Origin of the sequence: Streptomyces sp. ISL-66 (assembly GCF_018614135.1) — a bacterium.
Lineage (GTDB): Bacteria > Actinomycetota > Actinomycetes > Streptomycetales > Streptomycetaceae > Streptomyces.
Genome location: NZ_JAGGOW010000050.1, coordinates 42,079 through 63,240 on the forward strand (window position 1 = coordinate 42,079; position 21,162 = coordinate 63,240).

General features: G+C 68.9%; 15 protein-coding genes and 1 pseudogene. 12 read left to right on the plus strand and 4 right to left on the minus strand.

Annotation, left to right across the window (positions count from 1 at the left end; translation table 11 throughout):
• Nucleotides 1-65 precede the first annotated feature (65 nt).
• The 5 genes from J7E97_RS11005 to J7E97_RS11025 all read left to right on the plus strand — a co-directional run bounded on the left by J7E97_RS11005 (nt 66) and on the right by J7E97_RS11025 (nt 8,337).
• Nucleotides 66-956 carry a DNA/RNA non-specific endonuclease gene (locus tag J7E97_RS11005; RefSeq protein ID WP_251054235.1) on the plus strand — a complete coding sequence of 297 codons (891 nt, stop codon included), beginning with the start codon at nt 66-68 and terminating at the stop codon, nt 954-956.
• Between the two features lies 1 nt (nt 957).
• Nucleotides 958-1,905 carry a hypothetical protein gene (locus J7E97_RS11010; protein WP_215025119.1) on the plus strand — a complete coding sequence of 316 codons (948 nt, stop codon included), beginning with the start codon at nt 958-960 and terminating at the stop codon, nt 1,903-1,905.
• A 63-nt stretch (nt 1,906-1,968) separates the two neighbouring features.
• A complete protein-coding gene (locus tag J7E97_RS11015; protein ID WP_215025122.1) occupies nt 1,969-6,096 on the plus strand; it encodes an ATP-binding protein in 4,128 nt (1,375 codons plus the stop codon).
• 6 nt (nt 6,097-6,102) lie between these two features.
• Nucleotides 6,103-7,233: a trypsin-like peptidase domain-containing protein gene (locus J7E97_RS11020; RefSeq protein WP_215025124.1), complete on the plus strand. Its 1,131-nt coding sequence runs from the start codon at nt 6,103-6,105 to the stop codon at nt 7,231-7,233.
• 30 nt (nt 7,234-7,263) lie between these two features.
• On the plus strand, nt 7,264-8,337 hold the full coding sequence (locus J7E97_RS11025) for a serine protease (RefSeq protein WP_215025127.1): 1,074 nt from the start codon (nt 7,264-7,266) through the stop codon (nt 8,335-8,337).
• 79 nt (nt 8,338-8,416) lie between these two features.
• Here J7E97_RS11025 and J7E97_RS11030 read toward each other — a convergent pair whose 3' ends face one another.
• Nucleotides 8,417-8,635, minus strand: coding sequence for a hypothetical protein (locus J7E97_RS11030; RefSeq protein WP_215025130.1), 219 nt, complete (start codon nt 8,633-8,635; stop codon nt 8,417-8,419).
• Nucleotides 8,636-8,775: 140 nt separating this feature from the next.
• On the opposite strand from J7E97_RS11030, the gene J7E97_RS11035 reads away from it, so the two are divergent.
• The 3 genes from J7E97_RS11035 to J7E97_RS11045 all read left to right on the plus strand — a co-directional run bounded on the left by J7E97_RS11035 (nt 8,776) and on the right by J7E97_RS11045 (nt 12,149).
• On the plus strand, nt 8,776-10,173 hold the full coding sequence (locus tag J7E97_RS11035) for a hypothetical protein (protein ID WP_215025133.1): 1,398 nt from the start codon (nt 8,776-8,778) through the stop codon (nt 10,171-10,173).
• 94 nt (nt 10,174-10,267) lie between these two features.
• The gene (locus tag J7E97_RS11040) at nt 10,268-11,479 is read left to right on the plus strand and encodes a M4 family metallopeptidase (RefSeq protein ID WP_215025136.1); all 1,212 of its coding nucleotides are present in this window, start codon (nt 10,268-10,270) and stop codon (nt 11,477-11,479) included.
• Nucleotides 11,457-12,149: a P-loop NTPase fold protein gene (locus J7E97_RS11045; protein ID WP_308346456.1), complete on the plus strand. Its 693-nt coding sequence runs from the start codon at nt 11,457-11,459 to the stop codon at nt 12,147-12,149. Before J7E97_RS11040 ends, J7E97_RS11045 begins: the two co-directional genes overlap by 23 nt.
• Nucleotides 12,150-12,871: 722 nt before the next feature.
• Here the strand turns inward: J7E97_RS11045 and J7E97_RS35715 are convergent.
• Nucleotides 12,872-13,078: a hypothetical protein gene (locus tag J7E97_RS35715; protein ID WP_251054236.1), complete on the minus strand. Its 207-nt coding sequence runs from the start codon at nt 13,076-13,078 to the stop codon at nt 12,872-12,874.
• Nucleotides 13,079-13,156: 78 nt separating this feature from the next.
• Here J7E97_RS35715 and J7E97_RS11055 point away from each other — a divergent pair, with 78 nt between their 5' ends.
• Nucleotides 13,157-13,786: a TetR/AcrR family transcriptional regulator gene (locus J7E97_RS11055; RefSeq protein ID WP_215025168.1), complete on the plus strand. Its 630-nt coding sequence runs from the start codon at nt 13,157-13,159 to the stop codon at nt 13,784-13,786.
• A 162-nt stretch (nt 13,787-13,948) separates the two neighbouring features.
• Here J7E97_RS11055 and J7E97_RS11060 read toward each other — a convergent pair whose 3' ends face one another.
• Entirely contained in the window at nt 13,949-14,446 is a 498-nt protein-coding gene (locus J7E97_RS11060) for a hypothetical protein (protein ID WP_215025139.1), read from the minus strand.
• A gap of 328 nt (nt 14,447-14,774) precedes the next feature.
• Between J7E97_RS11060 and J7E97_RS11065 the strand changes: the two genes are divergently transcribed.
• Nucleotides 14,775-16,052, plus strand: a complete 1,278-nt coding sequence (locus J7E97_RS11065) for an Nramp family divalent metal transporter (RefSeq protein WP_215025142.1) — start codon at nt 14,775-14,777, stop codon at nt 16,050-16,052.
• A 479-nt stretch (nt 16,053-16,531) separates the two neighbouring features.
• The gene (locus J7E97_RS11070; RefSeq protein ID WP_215025145.1) at nt 16,532-17,035 is read left to right on the plus strand and encodes a protein phosphatase 2C domain-containing protein; all 504 of its coding nucleotides are present in this window, start codon (nt 16,532-16,534) and stop codon (nt 17,033-17,035) included.
• A 215-nt stretch (nt 17,036-17,250) separates the two neighbouring features.
• Here the strand turns inward: J7E97_RS11070 and J7E97_RS35720 are convergent.
• A pseudogene (locus tag J7E97_RS35720) lies at nt 17,251-17,388 on the minus strand (IS5/IS1182 family transposase); the annotation flags it as partial.
• Nucleotides 17,389-18,731: 1,343 nt separating this feature from the next.
• Here J7E97_RS35720 and J7E97_RS11075 point away from each other — a divergent pair.
• On the plus strand, nt 18,732-20,567 hold the full coding sequence (locus J7E97_RS11075) for an ABC transporter ATP-binding protein (protein ID WP_215025148.1): 1,836 nt from the start codon (nt 18,732-18,734) through the stop codon (nt 20,565-20,567).
• Nucleotides 20,568-21,162 lie beyond the last annotated feature (595 nt).

Genomic DNA, 21,162 nt, shown 5'->3' on the forward strand with positions numbered 1-21,162 from the left:
CCGCTGTTCGGGTGGCCCATGGCATCGGACCGTAAATGATCCCTTGCGCGCGGTATTGCTATCTTATGAACGCAATTGGCATGCCGCCGGATCGGGCTGCGGGCTCCAAGGCGCGGCCGGACTCCCTCGCCGATCGCACCGGCTACGACGAGTCCTTCCTCGGTGCCGTCGTCCCGCTCCCCGTGCCGGCCGCGGCCGGGATCGAGACCGTGGTCCTCCCCTATACCCACTTCACCGTCGTCCTGCGTCCCGACCGCAGGCTGGCCGCCTCCACCGCCGTCTGCATCGACGGCGAGCGGATCGTGGAGGACGTACCCCGCGACGACGCCTGGGGGTTCGACCCCCGCGTACCCGAGTCCCAGCAAGCCGGCAACGACATCTACAGCGACAACTCCCTGGACCGGGGGCACCTGGTCCGCCGCCTGGACCCGGTCTGGGGTGCCGCGGCCGAGGCCAACCGCGCGAACGTGGACACCTTCCACTTCACCAACGCGGCCCCGCAGCAGGACATCTTCAACCAGGGCAAGGAGCTGTGGCAGGGACTGGAGAACTACCTGCTCGACCACGCGGCCGAATTCGACCGCAAGCTGTCCGTCTTCACCGGTCCTGTCCTGCACGACTCCGACCCGCCCTACCGGGGCATCCAGGTCCCGCTGCGGTTCTGGAAGGTGGCCGCCTTCGTCCAGAACGGCGGACTGGCCTCGACCGGGTACATCCTCGACCAGAGCCCGGACCTCAGCCGGGACCGCGAGCGGGCGATGGCGGGCGCCAAGCCCGGCGATCCGCCGCCGCTCGGCCCGTTCCGCACGTTCCAAGTGCCCGTCACCGACATCGTCGAGCTCACCGGCCTCGACTTCGGGCCGCTGCCGGCCGCCGACCTCATGCCCGTCACCCGCGCACCCGCGGAGCGCTGGAAACCCCTGCAGAGCTACGAGGACATGGTCCTGGATACCTGAGATGGACGGCGCCACGGTCGTCTACGTACACGGCAACGGCAACAAGGTCCGCAAGGACCTGCTCAAGGCCCAGTGGGATAGAGCGCTGTTCGGCACGGACATGGGCGTGGCGTCCCGGATGGCCTACTGGGCACCGGTCCGGTACGGCACCCCCCTGCCCGACGACGAGCCCGACCCGCTGGCCGGCGGCCCGCCGCCCGTCCGGGAACTCCCGGACGGGCGGGTGCCGCGGACGCCGGATGAGTTCATCGAGCACACGCTCCGCGAGGCGCGCCGGAGGGCGGGTCCGGCGCTCGGGAAACGGTCGGCGCAGGCCGGGGAGGAGGAACTGGCGCACTGGCTGGCGAGGATGACGTATGCGGCGGAGACCCTCGGACGGGCCGAGGACGCGCTGCCCGCACCGGCCCCATCAGATCTCTCCGAAGCGCTGCCGCTCCCGCCCTTCATGCGCGCGCCCGTCTTCGAGCTGCTGGTGAAGCTCACATTCGAAGATGTGTACGCATACTTCTTCGGCGGGGTCGGCGAGGCGATGCGCGAGGTCGTCCGCGGCGAGCTGGCCGGCGTGCGCGACGGGCCGCTCGTCGTGCTGGGGCACAGCCTCGGCTCGGTCATCGCCTACGAGGTGCTCCGCGAGGAGCGACGCGACGTCACCCTGCTCGTCACCGCGGGATGCCCTCTCGGCATCACCGAAGTCCAGGACCGGCTCGCGCTCCCGACGGCGGTCCCGGCGGGTGTGGCGGCCTGGTCCAACGTCTCGGACCTGCGGGACTTGGTGGCGCTCGACCACTGGCTGCGGCCCGAGTACGGCCCGCCCGGCCTCGTCACCGACCATCTGGACAGGAACGCAAGCGAAAACCATCACGGCATCGCCGAGTACCTGGGCAGCGCGACCGTCCAGCAGGGGCTGCGCGCGGTGTTCGGCCGCGTTGCGACGGACCGGGCAGGGTGAAACCATGACAGGTATCAGGCAGTCCGTCTTCCACGCCGCTAAGGTGGCCTGTGCAGGTGCGGTATGTCTCCCAAGGATACCGAATGGGGACTCGTCACCGAAATGGTGCGGGACCACTACTTCATTTCCGGCGAACCCCGACCCAAGCTGATCCGGTCCGGATTCTCACCCGAGTTCGTGAGCAGAATCCCACTGGGCAATATAAGCAGCGAGAATTCGGTCGCCCTGGTCGAGGCGGTTCGCAACAGCGACATCGAAACCCAACTTCTGCTGCTCAGCACGCTCGCGAGCGAGCCGACGCTGTCCATCCTCCCGGCCGGAACAGAGGCCACTCGCCTCATGAAGGAGCTGGAGGAGGCAGAACGGCTGCACATCTCACCGCAGGACTTCTTCCTCAGTCGCGTACTCAGCAACGGGTCCGAGGTGTTCATCGACCGGACGGACTTCAGGAAGCGGCTCCGAGAATTCCTTGAGAATCCTGACAAGACGGTTCTGGTCGTGGACGGTGAGCCGGACAGCGGGCGCTCCTACAGCTACAAACTGATACGACACATAGGCGATCACTGCAATTTCCGCCCGGTGCGGGTGACACTGGACCGGACCTCGACCGCCGAGCAGGTGGTCCAGCGGCTCGCCGAGTCCGTCGCGGACCCGACCCCTGCCCAATCGGCACCGGCCAACACGGCCCCCTCGCCATTGAATCCGACACAATTGAATCCGACACAATTGAACGATCCGCTACCTGACATCGATGCGGCGGTGCACCGTGTCGTCAACCAGGCCACCACCGCGCAGGGGCGGTACTGGCTGGTGCTGGACGACTGCGACAAGCTCGACGTCAATTCGGACGTCTGGGACTGCATCGGCAAACTGGCCCTGGCCATACACAGGCAGATACCGGCGCCCCCGGACGTACCGCCCCGGCTGGTACTGCTGGGCTACTCGCCGACGATGCGCCAGCTTCCGTATGAGATACGCAAGAACGAGGTCAGGGACACCACCCGGATCTTCGGCACCGACGATCTGCGGGAGTTCTTCCAGCAGTTCTTCACGGAGGCATCGACGCCCCCGGGCACGCAGCGGATAAACGACCTGGTGGAAACGACCGTTCCCGCCATACTGAAGGCGTGTGAGTCCCCCGGCCCGGGCAGCTACATGCGCAAGGTCTCCACCGCGGCAGCGACGTCGGTCCGCCTCTACGGAGCGCTCACCGCCGGAGAGGACTTCGGCGCGCGCCTGAGCGAGCAGCTGAGCGCGGCGACCACCCCCGATCCCGCGGACGTGTCGGACCTGCGCAAGGCCTACCGGGAAGCGGCGTCCCTGATGAGCCGGTTCGCCCCCGCAGAGCTGAAGCTGCCCGGAGAGAAGGAGTCGACCGGGAAGGCCGGGGTGGAGCTGCTGCGCGACTGCCGGGCCGTCGGCGCTCGCGACACGGTCACCTGGGTACTCAAGTCGGAGGTCCGCGACACGGCGCTGCGCGGCTTCGCCGGTCCGGAACGGGCCCGCCTCGCCCTGCTGGCCAACTTGGAGCAGATCCCGCCCGGTCCGGGCCCGGAACGCACGGCGCTGGCCTACCTCGACGGCGCGCCACCGGACCTCGCCGACCAGAAGCTGGACGAGCTGCCGCACACGTTGCAGGCGGTGTTGTGGCTCGCACAGGTCCCGGGCATCACCGGCATCCCGGAGAGCGGGGCGGTCCAGCAGCTGCTGGACCGGGCGCGGCTGATGGAGCCCCTCGAACGCCTCGGCCGCGGCTCCTTCGAGGGGCGCGCCGACGAACTCGCCCGGCTGAGCGCCTACATCGGACTGCCGACGTCGTTGCAGGACGAGTTCACCCGGGCGGTCGGCGCCGGCACGAAGCGGCCGGTGCTGGTCCATGGGCCGACCGGCGTCGGCAAGAGCGCTCTGCTCGCGGCCTTCCTGCGGGACAGCCTGCGTGACTTCCCCACCGCGTTCCCCTTCGCGTACGTCGACTTCGCACGGCCTACCCTCTCGGCGCGCGAACCGGCCACGCTGATCGCAGAGATGGCCCGGCAGCTCGGCGTCCAGTTCCCGGAGCACCACGCCGATTTCGACGCCCTGGCGCATGCGTGCGAGGAGACCGTCGACCTCCAACGGGCCGAAGAGGGCACGATCGACGAGCTCTACGGTCTCGCCACCACCCGAGCGACGATGGCACGGCTCTCCGAGTCGGGGATACACGCCTTGGCCGGTGCGCGCGAGGGCATGCTGGCGGCGCAGCTTGCGACACTCGTCGTCCAGGCGGTGGGGGTACCCGCGGCAAAGCAGCCGCCCCTGGTGCTCGTGATCGACTCCTTCGAGGAGGCCCAGTACAGCGGTTCCCCCGAGCTCGGCCGGATGTGGGGTCTCTGGTCAGCGCTCCAGAAGGTGCACCCGCGGCTGCGGACCGTCGTCGCCGGGCGGCTGCTGAAGCAGCATCCGGCCCGGCTGGTCGAGCCCCTGACCATCGAGCTGAACGACCTCGACCCGGAGGCCTCCGTGGCCCTCCTGGTCTCCTGCGGGGTGGCCGACGAACGGCTCGCCGAGAAGCTCGCCGACCGCGTGGGCGGGAATCCCCTGAGCCTGAAGCTGGCGGCGCGGGCAGCCGAGCAGGAGGGCCACCGGGTCGAATCGCTGAACGAACTGATCGAGAGCCTGCCCCGGCGGCGCTTCCGCTTCTTCGGCAAGGTCGACCAGATGCTCGTCCAGGGGACCCTCTACGAGCGGATCCTGTGGCACATCGGGGACTTGGAGGTTCGTGCCCTGGCCCAGGCCGCAATGGCGCTGCGGATCATCACCCCCGGACTGATCCGGGACGTCCTCGCCGAGCCGTGCGGACTGACCGTGGACTCGGATCTGAAGGCGGAGCGCCTCTTCGAGCTGTACTCCCGGCTCGACCTGGTGGAATCCGACGGTCCGGGAATCCTACGCCACCGGGCCGATCTGCGCGCCACCATGCTGCGGCTGGCCGACCGCGCCCGCCCGGACGTGATGCGGGCGGTCGGGCGGCGGGCCGTCGCCTACTACGCGGCACGGGAAGGAGTGGAATCGCGGGCGGAGGAGATCTACCACCGGCTGCGGTTGAACGAGAGCCCGCGCGAGGTGGAACAGCGCTGGCTGCCCGGTGTCGACCGGTTCCTCGTCGGGGCCGACGAGGACATGGCGGGACGGTCCGCCGCGTACCTCGCCGGGCGGTTCGGTGGCCACATTCCGGACGAGGTGGTGGCGATGGCGGACCAGGAGGACTGGGAGCGCATCACCGCCCGCGAGGTGAAGGACCTGCTGTCGCAGGAGTACACCGCCGCGGCCGCGGCCCGGCTCGAGGGGCGCCGCCCGTGGACCTCGGGCAGCCCGCTGCACCCGCTGTGGGTCGACACCCTGGACCGGCTGGGCCGTCGTACCGAAGCCCGGGCGGCCGCCGACGCGTCCATGGAACGCGCGGGTAAGGACGGCTTCCCCGGACTGCAGCTGGAGCTGCTGCTCGTCTCGGCGCGGCTGGCCGAGGCGGACGGCGACCTCGGCGAGGCCGACGAGGACCTGGCCGAGGCCGAGGAGATCGCCACGGGCCTGGCCAAGGACTTCGAGGCGCTGGGCGCCCTCATGACCCGTGCACAGCTGGCGTCCCGCACCGGGGAACACGGTCAAGAGCTCAGGAGCAGACTCGCCGAGCGACTGCGGCGGCTGCCCGACGCGGAGCTCGTCCGGCAGCCCGCCCTGGTCCGTGCCGCGGTCGCCGAGGTCTCCCGCGACCACCCGCGGATCCTGGAACACGCCCTGGACGTCGTGGGCCTGCCGGAGACCGAGGACGAGGTCCTGGACGCACTCGGCAAGGCGATCGCCGTCGTGATGGCCGACCGGCCCGAGCTGAGGGCCTCGCTCCGCAGCCTTCTGGAGGACTGCGCCGGCCCGCCCGACCGGGGGCCCGCGAGCGGCGCCACCCACGAGGAGGTACGGGACATGCTGCGCGAGGCACGTCGGCTCGGGACGCTCGATCGGCTCGCCGGGCGTCTTTTGGCCCTCGACGACCCGAGCGGCCGGCTCGTCTCGGCAGTGGCGGCGGCGATGGGCGCCGGTGCCGTCGCCCCCCGCCCGGACACACCCACGGGCGTGCGGCCGGTCCCGCCGGAGCCGGGCGGAGCGGACCCCACAGCAGAGAGCCCAGGCGAAGGGACCGGCCACAGAGCGGCCTGATCGACCATGAGCCACACGTATCTCTCCCAGGACGACCTCAAAGAGCTGCGGGACACGGCGGTGGAAGCAGGACTGGCGGAGCCGTCACTGCGGAGCCTGCTGTTCGCGGGCATCCTCCCGAAGTACCGAGCCACACTGCCGGTCATCGCGGCGCCCGGCCCGCAGATCCAATCGGACCTCGGCGACATGAACCGGGTGGAGCGACTCATCGACGGCACCGTGCCGCTGGCCATCTGGCTCCGTAACGCCGCCGACCAGCTCACCGACGCCGCCCCCCGCGACGTGATCCTGAAGGCACTGGACCGAGTGGCGCGCGACGCGGCCGGTGAACCCGACGTGGCGCCCGATGTTCCCACCGGGGAATCCAAGGAAGAGATCATCTTCCGCGACGACACCGTGCCCTTCGACTTCCTGAGCGCCGGAGCGCTGGCCGGCACCTCGGTCGCCCGTATCAAGGTGCTGCCGTACCAGGGGGGCGCCCTGCTCCAGCCGCTGGCGCTGCCCCACAACGGCACGGGCTGGCTCATCGCCCCCGACCTGCTCGTCACCAACCACCACGTGGTCAACGCCCGCACGCGCGCCGACGGCCAGCAGCAGGTGGCGGGCCCGGTGGACCTCCGGCTCCAGGCCCAGGGATCGCGCTCCCGGTTCGACTACCTGAGCGAGGACGACGCGGACACCGAGGAGGCTCGGGCGAGCGAACTCGTGGCCTGGGACGAGGAGCTCGACTACGCCGTGCTGCGCCTCACCGGAGCGCCGGCCCAGCACTTCCTCCGCGTCGCCACCGAGCCCCTGACGGTGGCCAAGGACACGCCGGTGGCGCTCAACATCATTCAGCACCCGGGTGGCGAGCCGAAGCGGATCGCGCTGCGCAACAATCTCGCCTTCGAGGCGGACGACCGGGACGTGCGCTACTTCACCGACACCCGGGGCGGCTCCTCCGGCTCGCCGGTGCTCACCGACGACTGGACGGTGGTGGCCCTGCACCGCGGCACCCGGCGTGTGTCGGACGTCAGCTTCCAGGGCAAGAGCACGGCCTTCGTGAACGTCGGCACGCAACTGAGCGCCATCATGCGGCACCTGCAGGAGCACAACCCGAAGGTCCACGACGAGATCACCGCGGCCCAGTCACGCTGACGCCGCGGCGACGACCACAGGAGGTGTGACATGCGCGGTGGGTCACCGGTGGCGACCGGGCCCGAGCAGATTTTCCGGGAAGATCTGCTGGAAGTGGCCGCACGCGTGCGCAGGGGACTGGACGCGGAGATCCCCGAGTCCGCCGAGGACCTTCCCCGTGAGGAGGAGGCGGCCGCGCAGATCGGCCGCGCCGCCAGGGAGGAGCGCGCCAGGGTGCTGGCGGCCGGTGTGCACGGGCTGGAGAAGCTGGCTGCGGGCCGCAGGGGCGATGTCGACGAGGACGAGTACTTCGGGATGGAGGCGATCGTCCTGCTCGAAGGCCGCCCCGCGATCCTGGTCCAGGGCCAGGACTTCGCCTCGCAGCCGGGCGACTGGGCCCTGCTGGACGGGCAGCGGCCGGGCATCCGGAAATCGATCGAGCGGGTCGGCCGGGTGGAGGTCTCCGGCCACGCGGAGCTGGACTGGCTGGGCACCGGTTTCCTGGTCTCACCGTTCGCCGTGATGACCAACCGGCATGTCGCGGCCGAGTTCAGCCGTGCGGACGGCCAGGGCGGTTTCACCTTCCGCCAGGGCATGGGTGTCCGCATCGACACGGCGGAAGAACTCGGCGCGCCCCCCACCGACGAATCGTTCGAGTTCAAGGTCACCGAGGTCATCGGCATCCACCAGGACGTCGACATGGCACTGCTGCGGGTGTCCCCGTCGACGCGCGGCGGCAGGCCGTTGCCGACGCCGCTGCCGGTCGCGGCCGACGCTCCTGCGGACCTGCAGGGCCGGGCCGTGTACGTGGTCGGCTATCCGGCGGCGGACGGCCGGCGCAACGAGCCGGAGGCCATGAGCCGCATCTTCATGGACATTTACAACGTGAAGCGGCTCCAGCCGGGCACCGCGACGGCGCTGGTCCCGGACGGGCCCGGGTTCACCATGACGCACGACTGCTCCACGCTCGGCGGCAACAGCGGCTCCCCCGTCTTCGACCTGGCCGACCACCGGGTGCTCGGCCTCCACTTCGGCGGCCGGTTCAGGTCGGGCAACTTCGCCGTACCGCTGTTCCAGCTGACGGACGACCCGCTGCTGGAGCGCGCGGAGGTCAACTGGGTGTAGAAGGGGCCGCCGGATGGCCGGAGGCCCGTCACGAAACATCGAGGTCCATCATGAAACATCGAGGCGAGGTACCGCGCGTTCACGGCGTGGTGATGGGTTCGCCGTCGTGCGCGCCGTCAACACAGGTCCATAGGCCGGTGCTGGAGTCGTACTGCACCTTTCCCACCTTGTCCGCGACGCACTCCGGTCCGGTGACAGCCGGCGCGGCAACCGGTACGGCAGCCGACGCTACGGGGACGGCGGCGCCGAAAGCGGCCAGTACGAGTGCGGCGGTGCATCCGAGAATCCGGCTACGCATGGGAGCTCCTCTCAGGACGAGCGACACCAACACATCAACTCCAGCTTCGTCCTGCGCGGCCTTGATCGCACCCTGATACCGGGGTGCCCAGAAGACTTGCGCAGGAAGCGCGTTCAGCGGGAAGGGAGCACTCTGGTGTCATGGCGAACACACCCGAAGTAGCCGTCGGGGCGCCTGATGACCTCGGCTTGCGGACAGTCGTAATCGACGGGAACCGCGCGGGAACGGCCCGGTCTCCCGCGGAGCTTCGAAGGACCCTGGACCGCGCTGGTGTTTCGATCGGGCATCGTGACATCCAATGGCTCGGCGGAGACTGCGGTGTCTGGCCGGACCGGCCAGTCCGGCGACTGGCCATCGGCCTCCTCATGTTCTTCGGATTCCTCGCGACCACATACCCGCTGTTCCAGATCGGCATATCGGACAGCGGCAACGCACTGACCTACGGCGGACGGATCGCGGGAGTCACCGTCCTCGTCGCGTCTCTGGTGGAGCTGGCTGCCGCCGGCGCGGCGATCGACTACTGGGGCAAGCGGCGATGGCGCTACTCGGGGGTGGTCGTTCTGGCCGGAGTCGTCCTCGCCCTCCTCTGTGGAATAACCCTCCTCCTGCTGCAGATAGGTGAGCGTTTCACCGGCTACACCGTGATCGGGATCGCCCTGTGCGTATGGTCTGTGGCGGCCCTGGCCGGCCTGATCAAGCTGCGGGCGTGGAAAGGCCTGCGCAATCCCAAGACGATCGCGATCGGCGTGATCATCTCGACGCTCCTGGCCGGCGCCAATCTGGCGTATTCACAGATCTATCTTCCCTACGTGAGAACCCCGCTGATACAGAGCGGGGCCGAGTTCAAAGAGTCGAGCATGAAAGAGGGAGGGTCGCTGCTCGTGACGGTCCGTCTGTACGTGAAGAACTCGGGCCAGGTTCCCGTCTACATCCTCGACAGCAAGTACTGGATCCATGGCGGGCCCGCGAACACCAGACCACCCGACAAGGCCGACGCCGCATTCAAATTGATCTACGACGGCGCCTTTGTCACACCGGTGGGCAGCGTTTTGAATCCGGGCGAGGAGGCCGCACAGGACATTGTCATCGAGATAAAGGATCCCGAGAAACTCAAGCACACGTACGAAGCCATCAGGGCGCAGACGGAAGTGTACGTGATCCGGAAGGACAGAACGAAGATGCCCGCCTCGTACGAGCGTTCGGGGACCGGCGGCAAGAAACTGGCCGAAGAGGCCAAGAAAGAGCACGGATATCCTGTCGGAACGAATTACAGATACCGATCCGAGATCTCGAACAGCAGTGAGATCCTGAACGTGACCCGGGGTCGGCAACGGATAACGGTGTTCAGAGTGAACAGTGGCGACTGGCCGAGCGTCGTCATGGACATATCGCCGCCGGAAGACCGGATCGTATTCGATCCCCTGAATCCCTATGCCAAAGATGACATGAACGACCGGTACGACCTGTCGGCGGTGCGCGGCTCCACGATGCAGACGCCCTATCTGGAGCTCTTGGAGAAGGCCAGCTCAACCGAATAGGGCGTTGCACCGGCGTATCCGGCCAAGAACACCGCGAACCCCCGAGCGTTGACGAACACTCAACCGTCGGTCCTCTTATCACAGGAGGTGTTCCATGAGCACGACCTCGCGACTCAACTGCATCATCCCCCCGTACCTTCTCAAGAAGCTCCTGGAGAGCCGAGACAGCGAGCTGCGCCAGGCCGCCTTGGACACCATGCTGACCACTGCCCGCCTGCGCGGTGAGCGAGCGGTCCGGGCGTCCTTCTCCGGCGCGGCTGCCCCCGGTAACGGCCGGCGCACCGTCTTCGACTGCGACCAGGGGAGTTTCCTCCCGGCCGCGGTCGTGGCCAGGCCGGAGGACGGACCGGAATCCGCGGACGAGTCCGTCAACCGGGCTTTCGGCGGACTCGGCCTGACGCGCGACTTCTTCAAGGAGGTGTTCCAGCGTGATTCGATCGACGGCCGGGGGATGCGTCTGGACGGGTACGTCCACTTCAGCGTGAAGTTCAACAACGCGTTCTGGGACGGCCGGCAAATGGTCTTCGGTGACGGGGACGGAAGGGTGCTCGGCGACCTCACCGGATCCCTCGACGTGGTCGCCCACGAGTTGACGCACGGAGTCACCGAGCACACCGCCGGATTCGAGTACCACAATCAGTCCGGCGCCCTGAACGAGTCGGTTTCGGACGTCTTCGGGTCTCTGGTCAAGCAGTGGTCCCTGAAACAGTCGGCCGGCGAGGCCGACTGGCTGATCGGCGCCGACGTGTGGACGCCCGGCATCGATGCCGACGCCCTGAGGTCGATGAAGGCCCCGGGGCACGCCTACGACAACTCGCTGTTCGGAAGGGACCCCCAGCCGGACCGCATGAGCAAGTTCATCCACCTACCTGACAGCGAACAGGGCGACAACGGCGGGGTGCACCTCAACTCCGGCATTCCGAACAAGGCGTTCTACCTGACGGCCGTGGGCATCGGAGGATTCGCATGGGAGGCTGCCGGGCCCATTTGGTTCGAATCCCTCAAGGCATCCGGCGCCGAGGCGCAGTTCCACGACTTCGCCCACACCACCTTCCAGAAGGCCGGGGAACTGTTCGGCATCGGCAGCCCCGAACAGTCGGCCGTGCTGGCGGCGTGGCAAGAGGTCGAAGTCCCCATCAGAGGCGTCCCGACCGGGATCGCCCGGGCCCGGAGCCTTGCCACCAACGGCAACGGCGGCCGGGGCCGCCAGGACGGCCTGGCAGCTTTGACCAGGCAAATCGGGGAGCTGAGCGCCAAGGTGGCGAAGCTGGCCAAGGACGTGAGTGCGCTCAAGACAACCAGGTGACGGTGACGCCGGGCATGGCGGAACTCATCCTGCTCCACGTCTTCCGGAGTGGCGGCTTAGGGCCCGCGAGTTCCTGGAGAAGATCATCCAGGTACGCCTGGACCTTCCTACATTCGGTGAACGCGATGCCTACGTCCTCGTCGAGCGTTCACTGGCTGCCGTTCTCAACGCACACAACCTGACGATGACGGCACACGAGTTGCAGCGACTCGGCGAGGCCTATCACCGGTACCTGCAAAGCCGACTGCGCACTCCCCGTGCCATCAAGCGCTTCTTCGGGCAGGTCGACGCCACGCTCGGCTCGCTTGTCGGCAACGTCGACTTCGTCGACTTTCTCATCGTTACCTTCCTGCGCACGAACGAACCCGGCGCCTACCGCCTGTTGTGGCAGCACCGAGCCGAACCGACCGGCACAAGCGTTGACCTACTGTCGGTCCGCAACGAACGTCCGGAGCAACGAACCGAACAGTGGACCGACAGGCTCGCGCAGGCAGGCGTCGCCGAGCAGCATGTGAAAGACGTGATCGGTCTGATGGGCTTGCTGTTCCCCCACTGCGACAGGCGCTCGGCTATGGGGGCGGCACCCAGGCCATCGCGCAGCGGCGCGGTATCGGCAGCATCGACTACTTCGACCGCTACATGGTCTTCGGTGTCCCCGAAGACGACTTGACCGAAAGCGTCTTCGACACCGCTCTGCGGCAGCTGGCCGGCAGCAGCCCGGGCGTCGAAGCCGGTGAGCTGCTCCTCCACGTCGTTGACGTTGGCCGCGGTGGTGATGACCTTGAGCGGGGTGCCGCGTCCGTCGCAGATCAGGTGGTGTTTACGGCCCGTCTTCCGGCGGTCGACCAGCGACGGACCGGTGTCGGCGCCCCCTTTCGGACGACGCGACTCGCGAGCAAACGCCGCCGCCTACGCCGCCGCCGCCACAGGGTCCGGCTTCGCGCGGCCGAGCGGTCCGGCGGGTCGGCCCCGCACTCGCCCGGACGCGATCGCCGGCGACAAGGCGTACTCCCCCGCGCCAACCGCGCCCACCTGCCGTCGGCCGCGTCGGCCCTGCTCGCCCTCCGGGCCGCGGGCGATGTTCGTCATGCGGGCGGCGAGCAGGGGCATTGGCGGGCGCTCACCAGCAGGCCGTCACGCCTGTTCCTCGTAGCTGATGTGGTATTTGCCTGCGATGGGGTTGATCTTTGCGGGGTCCAACTGCCCCTCGGTGAACACGGCGGGGCCGGCCTCGATCAGGTCCTCGACATAGTGCTCCCAGCCGCCGGGCGAGGAGATCTGCAGGACACCCGGCGGCCGGTCGCAGGCGCGGCGCAGGGCGTGCGGGACTCCGCGCGGCAGGAGGGCGAAGGTTCCCTTCGGCGCCAGGTGCTTCCGGTCGCCAAACTCGATCTACAGGACGCCGTCCAGTACGTAGATGCACTCGTCGGCCCAGTGGCGAGTGTGCCGGGGGATGTCCTTCGCCACGGTCACCTCCAGCAGCGACAGCCGCCCCTCGGTGTCGCCGGTCATCGCCTTGACGGCGAACGCGGGCGGCAACGGGATCCGCCCCGGCCGGGCGGCACCGGGTTCCAGCAGGATGAAACGGTCCTCAGGCATGGGCGTGACCCTTCCTCGCATGACATAATCGGAACCGGAATCCGATTCCGTTTAAATTTACGCAGGGGAGCACTGGACTTGTCAACGCCATCGGGGCCGTCGAGGCCGTCAACACCCGCCCTCCGCAAGCCGCGTGCCGACGCGGAGCGCAACCGCGCCCGCCTACTGGCGGCGGCGTGCGCACTGTTCGAGGAACGCGGCGACGAGGTCCAGATGCCCGACGTCGCCCGCGCCGCCGGTGTCGGCATCGGCACGCTCTACCGGCATTTCCCTTCCCGCCAGGCCCTCGTGGAGGCGGCGGCGGAGCAGCGGTTCGCCGAGATCCTTCGGCTCGCACAGACCGACTGTCTGCGCGACCCCGCATCGGGCAAGGGGCTGGCCCGGTACCTCCACCACGTCGGCCGGGTGCTGTCCGAGGGCCGTGGGCTGAGCGCCTCCGTCGCGGCGACCGTGGGCTCGTCGGCGCCCGGTGGCGAGATGCTCGCCCAGCTCGAACTCGCCGTCGGCGCACTGATCTCCCAGGGGCGGGCCGCGGGCACCCTTCGGGCGGACCTCACCGTTGCGGACGTCTACATGCTCGTCGCGGGCCTCTCCGGGATCATCCGGACCGGCAGCGGCGACTGGCACCGCTTCATCGACCTCGCCTTCGACGGACTGGGCCCGCGCGGGGACGACCCGGCCTCTGCGGAACCTGTCGCGCAGCCGTAACAAGGCCGATCGCCGGGCGTTCCTGTCGGGCTTGCCAGCCGCCGTACGGGGCAGTTGGCGCACGGCGCCCGCCCATTCAGGCTCCCGATCCGGTATCCCGGGCGGCACGTACCGCGCGCACGGAGTGATCCCGGGCGCCGCGACCTCGCGCCACGCGCGGGGTCAGCGATTGCAGAAGCGCCGTCTGTTGATCTGGGCAGCCGTTCCGGGCCCGTCCTTGGTCCAGTACGCCCCGTCGGGCAGCTCGGCCGCGGCCACCTCATCCGGCCTGAAGAGCGCCCCACTGCCGTCGCGGGTCTTGGTGGTGACCCAGACCTCCATCACCCTCGGCAGCACCGCGGGCTGCTCCCCGGCGCTCGCCTCCCGAAAGTCCTCCGACTGCCAGAGAGTGATCGTTCCGTGCTGCGCCTCGGGAGTGAGGGGTTCGGTCGCAGTCCACAGCGTCTTGCGGCGGAGGTAGTCCTTCAGCCGCACGACCTTGACCCCTCCCTGCGGACACGTGGGCACGTTGACGGTGATCCGGCCGTCGGTGATCCGGACGCCGACCTGATAGATGTACGGATCGTCAGGAGAGTGGTACCCGATCGCCATGAGCCCGTAGGACACAACGACGATCGCGAGCACACCGATGGCGATCCCGGCCTTCTGCCACCATGTCACTGGGGAACCTGCCGCCCGCGTCCCGTAATGGCTCCATGCATGCCTGCCTCCCCTGTAAGCACCGGGCCCCGCTGCTCCGGCCACTGCGCCCTCGGTCCAGGATGCGGCGGCCGCCCAGGGGGCATAGACCGGCGGAGGTACCGGCCGCCGCATGCCCCCCGGCCGCATGCCCCCGGCCGCACGTCCACCCGGAGCGCAGACCCATGCGCTGGGCAGGGCGTCCTGGGGCGGCGCCGCGTACGGCGACTGAGCAGGCCCTCTTGCGCGAGGGCCGCCGAGCGGCTTCGGTAACCCAGGTCACGCAGGGCCGAACGGAAAGGTGACGGGGATGGCGGACGCTACTCAGGTCGGGACCGAACAGGGCGGTAAGCCGCCGACGAGGAGGGCGAGTTGGCGCCACATCGGACCGGGAATCGTCGTTGCCGCGACCGGTGTCGGCGCCGGCGACCTCGTCGCCACGCTCATCGCGGGCAGCAAGTTCGGCTACACCCTGCTGTGGGCTGCGGTGATCGGCTGCCTGGTCAAGATCTCGCTCGCCGAGGCCGCAGGCCGCTGGCACCTCGCCACCGGCCGCACCCTCTTCGACGGCTGGCGCAGCCTCGGCTCCTGGACCACCGTCTACTTCGCGGGATACGTGGTCGTCTGGGGCTTCGTCTACGGGGCCGCCGCGATGTCCTCCAGCGCCCTCCCGCTGGCCGCGCTCTTCCCGGACGCGATGAACCTCAAGGGCTGGGCCGTCCTGTGCGGCCTGGTGGGGCTGGTCTTCGTATGGTTCAACCGGTACGCCGTCTTCGAGAAGGTCATGACGGTCATGGTCGGCGCCATGTTCCTGGTGACCGTGTACCTCGCGATCCGGGTCACCCCCCACCTCGGGGACGCCTTCGCCGGCCTCGCACCCGTGCTTCCTGAGGGTTCGCTGATCTACACGCTCGGGCTGATCGGCGGTGTCGGGGGCACCATCACGCTGGCCGCGTACGGCTATTGGGTCAATGCCAAGGGCTGGACGGACGCGGGCTGGATGAAGGTGATGCGCCTCGACAACCGCGTCGCCTACATCACCACCGGCGTCTTCGTCGTGGCCATGCTCTTCGTCGGCGCCGAGATACTGCACTCGTCGGGGCTGGCGATCGCGAAGGGCGACAAGGGCCTGCTCGATCTGAGCGGCATCCTGAAAGACCGCTACGGCACGGTGACCTCCAAGCTCTTCCTGATCGGCTTCTTCGCCACGTCCTTCACCTCGCTGATCGGCGTCTGGCACGGGGTGAGCCTGATGTTCGCCGACTTCATGGCGAAGTACCGGCCGTCCCTGACCCCGGCCGGAACGAGCCGTGAGAAGTCGCTGCCCTTCCGCGCGTACCTGCTCTGGCTCACCTTCCCGCCGATGACCCTGCTCTTCCTGGACCAGCCCTTCGGGCTCGTCATCGTGTACGGGGTCATCGGCGCCTTCTTCATGCCGTTCCTGGCCCTGACGCTGCTGTGGCTGCTCAACTCTTCGCGAACACCCGCCGATTGGCGCAACGGCCTGCTGAGCAACGTGATGCTGACGGTCGCCGGGCTGCTCTTCGTGCTGCTGTGCGTGCAGCAGGTACGGGAGCTGCCCTGGTGAGAGCGCGCCCGCCGGTTCCGGGCCGGGCGTCAACCCCGCAGCGGCCACTCACAGATGACGGGGCGCGGAGCCGATGATCCCGGCGATCGGGGTAACGGGCGCCGCGGTGCAGTCAACCTTGCGCCGGGTCCGCCGAACCTGGGCAGCTGATCTCCCCGGCGACCCGGCCCGGAGGGGCTTGGGAATCACCGGGCCTGACGGGATCGGCCGCCTTCGACCGGGTCGGGACGGCTTCACAGAACCCCCACTTACGTGCTCAGGCAGAGAGTCCGCCAACCTGAGGGGAGCCATCCAGCCAATCGAATGGCATGCTCCTGACATTTCAAGGTCCTTGTGACACGTTCCGTGCGTGCCCTGATCCGGGCACGCACCCCTCCCCCGGTCATCCCCGCGGAATCCGCCCCCGCCGACCGGGCGCACGACGGCGCGGCCCACCCAGGCCCCGCTTACCCCACAAGGACGTGGCAAAGAGGAGCGACATGCTGAAGTTCTCGACATGGTCGGGTGTCACCGCCCTGGCGGCCGCGCTGGTCGTCGGCGGATCGACGGCAGCGTTGGCCCTGGGCCCCACAGCCGACCAGCGGTTGGACGGCGTCATCGTGGTCTCGGGCAACACCTGCACCTGGACCAACGCCCTTACCAGCGCCAACCCGCCGGGCTCCCTGACCGTCGACCGCACCAGCATCAACCAGCCCGGCGGCAATCTGACCTGCAGCGGCGGCATCACCGCCAGCCTCAACAACAACCCCGCTTTCACCTTCGACGATGCCAACGGCACCGCGAAGACGGACGCGATCGACATCTCCGGCAAGCAGAGCTTCGTGTCCTGTCGCTTCAAGGCCACGAACATCGTGTGGAACCGCGACGGATCGACCCGCAAGTACGTCAACCAGGCCTTTACAGCGACCAAGGTCTCGGGGAGCTTCCTGTGCCCCGGCTCCGTCACCACCGCCGCCGGCGAGGCCTCCATGCTGTTCCACTGACCCTGCTTCGCGCCGCAGCCCCGCACCGGGGCTGCGGCGCATCCCCGGAGGCCAACCCGTGCCCGGACCATTGGCGGCCGGGTCGTGGCAGAACATCGTCCACTGATCGGTCGGTTCGCCTTCGCGGGACGGGGACCCGGCGCCGGTCGACATCGCCGGGTACCGGCCCTGGCGTGCCTCACCCCGCGTCAAAGCCAGCCCAGCGTCCAGCAGCTCCGCAGGTCGTGGTCGGACGACCTGCCGATGTCCAGGCCCCGGCCGCGTCGCTCGGCCCGCCACGATGTCAGAACGGCCTCGACAAGCTCCCATCGGGCATCGGACAGATCACTCGAATAACGGCGACGTTCAGACATGATTTGGGACTGCCCACCCACCCCAGGCGCGCGGACCGGCGCCCGAAGTACGAGGCGTGAAGCCCGACTTGGGATGAAAGAGGAGCAGCCCGACCAAGACGCCCGCCTGAGTGCCCCTCCCGCATCACGAACCACACCAATCCCCACAGCCCCAACCGACCTCAGGCCGATATCATCGCAGAACCGACCGCTGCAGCCGCCGGCAGACACCTGAGGGAGCGTCAACTCTGATCGTCAGACGACAAGGCGTACGCCGTCTCACGTAAATGGGTCCACTCGCAATCGAACACCGAAGTAACACTCCGCGACGGCTCCCCAAGATCTGTGCCAGAACCGAGTTTCGTGAGCTGGAATTCGCCGCTCACCCCAACAGGCACCTGAGCATGCTCAGCCCGTTGGCGGAGAGGCTCTACCCGTACTTCGCCGAGAGACCGCTGTCCGTGGTCTCTCTGACCGCGGGTGCCCTGCTGACCTGCGACGAGCCCATCGCAGCGTTTCACGAGGACGGGAACCCTGCGCCCGTCCTCGCGCCCGCTCGTCAGCACGTACGGACCCGTCGGCGCCAAGGCGCGAGGAAAGCGCGACGGGCTGCCCTGTTCCATGTCCAGAAGGCCGGGCACCATGGCCTGGTCCTCGCGGACCAGATCGCCATACCGGTGGGACGTCGCACCCACATCGTGCCGGGCGGTCCGGAGGTCTCGCTGCCCTCTCACGTACGCCTCAGCCCGGACGAGAGCATGATGGCCGCCGAGGAACTCAACCAGCGCCTGATCGAGCTCCGGTCCTCTCACCCGGCTGGAACTGCTCCAGCGCCGAGGGCGAGGTTCCGTCGGCGTCCGGCGTGGTGACGGCCGGCTGGATTCAGCGGAGGTCTGGCGCGTTTCGGGCTCTTGGAGCCTTACCGCAGAGCGGGGTCGCCTCGATCTGGCCGACCGTCATCACCTCGCCCGTGTGCACTCATTGGTGCTTGGGGTGCGAGCCCGCCGCACGGTGACCTCTCGAACTGTCCGAGCCTGTCGACCTCCCACGGTAGACCGAGGCCCGTGCGGTGCGCTGGTGTCACGAACAGCTAGTGAGGTGGCGGTCCGGCCCTCGTGGCCGAGGCCTGGGATGAGAACACTGCGAAGTGCTGGTTCGGCCCGGCCGCGATCACGGCAAGCGCGGGCACCTCCTCTTATGCCTGCGAGGGCCCTCTGCGGGGCTGACGGCCGAGCCGCGGCCCAGCGGGTGCGTGGCGCGCGGAGGCTCCCGGGCCTCCGCGCGCGGAAAAGGCTTGGACGGCGCGGGCGCCCGTGCGGGACACTCCGATTTCTGACCTGACGGCCCGAGAAGGCGGGGTTGAGATGAAATCGACCGAATCGCACGGCAATCCACCGCGCAGGAGTCCGGTACTCCTCGCACTTCACCATTACGGCCGGGAGCTGATCCGGCTCCGCCGGGTGGCGGCGCCCGCCCTGCTGTTACCGGCGCTGGGCAACATCGGCATCTCCTACATCGCACCGCTGCTCGTGGCCAAGCTCGTCGGCCGGATCGCCGGGCACGCCGAGGGCGCCGCGGACGCCGACGGCACCTCCATCGGCTGGACGACGCCCTACGTCCTCGGCTTCGCGGGGGTCCTGCTCCTCTCGGAGACGTTGTGGCGGATCGGGCTGCACTGTCTCAACCGCCTCGACGCCCGGGGCATCGAGCAGCTGTACGTGACCGGGATGGACGAACTGTTCGCCAAGGACGCCGCGTTCTTCCACGACAACTTCGCGGGCTCCCTGACGAAGCGGGTCCTGAGCTTCGCCTCCCGCTTCGAGGACTTCGTCGACACGCTGACCTTCTCGGTCATGGGCAGCTTCGTTCCGCTGGCGTTCGCGTCGGTGGTGCTGTGGCAGTACGACCCGCTGCTCGTGGTCGGGCTACTGGCCATGATCACGGTCACGGGGCTGTGCGTGGCCCCGCTGATCCGCCGCCGCCAGACGCTGGTCGCCCAGCGGGAGGAGGCGATCGCCCGGGTGTCGGGCCATGTGGCGGACAGCCTGACGAACATGGACACGGTCCGGGCCTTCGCCGCCGAGCGGCTCGAGGCGGCCGAGCACCGCTCCCGCGTCGCGGAGTCACGGCGGCTCACCCTGCGCTCGTGGGACTACGGGAACCTGCGCATCGACACGCTGGTCGCGCCGATGTCGGTACTGACCAACGTGCTGGGCCTGCTGCTGGCCATCGTGCTCGGCGGAGGAGCGCACGGAGTGGAAGCGGTCATCGTCGCCTTCACCTACTACGCCAACGCGACGCGGATCATGTTCGAGTTCAACCAGATCTACCGCCGCCTGGAGAGCTCGATGACGGAGGCCGCGCAGTTCACCGAGCTGCTGCTGACGCCGCCGACCGTGCTCGACCCGGTGGAGCCGGAGCCGCTGCGGCCGCGGGCCGCCGACGTACGGTTCGAGCGGGTGACCTTTGCCCACGCCGGGGCGCGGCCGCTCTTCGACGGCCTGGACCTGTCCGTCCCCAGCGGGTCGAAGACCGGTTTCGTAGGCCGGTCCGGTGGAGGCAAGACCACGCTCACCCGGCTGCTGCTGCGGATGACGGACATCGCCGCCGGCCGGATCCTGATCGGGGGGCAGGACATCAGCAGGCTCGCCCAGGCGGATCTACGCAGCCTGATCGCCTACGTGCCCCAGGACCCCGCGATGTTCCACCGCACGCTCCGGGACAACATCGCTTTCGCGCGCCCCGAGGCCACCGATGCCGAGATCCGCCGTGCGGCCGAGGCAGCGCACGTCACCGAGTTCGCCGACGCGCTTGCGAACGGCTTCGACACCATGGTGGGCGAGCGCGGGGTCAAGCTGTCCGGTGGGCAGCGCCAGCGGGTGGCCCTGGCCCGGGCGATCCTGCGCGACGCGCCGATCCTGCTGCTCGACGAGGCGACCAGCGCGCTGGACTCGGAGAGCGAGATCCTCGTCCAGGACGCACTGTGGCGGCTCATGGCCGGTCGGACGGCCCTCGTGGTGGCGCACCGGCTGAGCACGGTCGCCACCATGGACCGGCTCGTCGTCCTCGATCGCGGGCACATCGTCGAGCAGGGCACGCACCAGCAGCTGCTCGCCGCGGACGGCGCCTACGCGAGGCTGTGGCAGCACCAGTCGGGCGGCTTCCTGGACGGCACCGCCGCGCGGGCCGACCTGCGCTGAACCAGGCCCGCGGCTGCGGTCGTGCCGTCGTGCCGCGCGGAGGCACGACGGCATCCGGTCAGTACTCCGGGGTCAACGCGACCTGGCGCTCGCGGTCCTGCTCCAGCAGCGTCTGTCGGCCGCCGACTGGGCGTGGCAATGATCTCCGCGGCCGATTTCCACCTTCGCGGGACGCCCACCCCGCACTCGCCGCAGACGGGGCCTGGATCAAACACGCCATCGCCGAGCCGAAGGACCAGCGGGCCAACCCCAAACGGCGCGGCAGCAAGGGCGCTGGCCCGCCGGATTCGACAGCGAGACTCCGCACCGGGCCGACCGCCTGACAGCGGCACCGTTCCAGCCAGCCCGGCCGGTCGTTGTTCGTGTATGCCGCTACTGACGCTGGACATGGGGATTCTCCTGAAGCGGATGTGAGTGAATGCCGCAGGGGGCGGCGGCTGTGCGAGTCCGGTCCACGACGTGTCGTGGTGACCCTCGGACCCGTACCGTGCCGACCTGTCACAACGAGTCCTTAACATGGCTCTAACAGCGGTGTCGGGGGGCGGGCTGGGCCTGGTCCCCGTGTGTGTCCGGGGGTTGGCGATGGTGGCGCTAC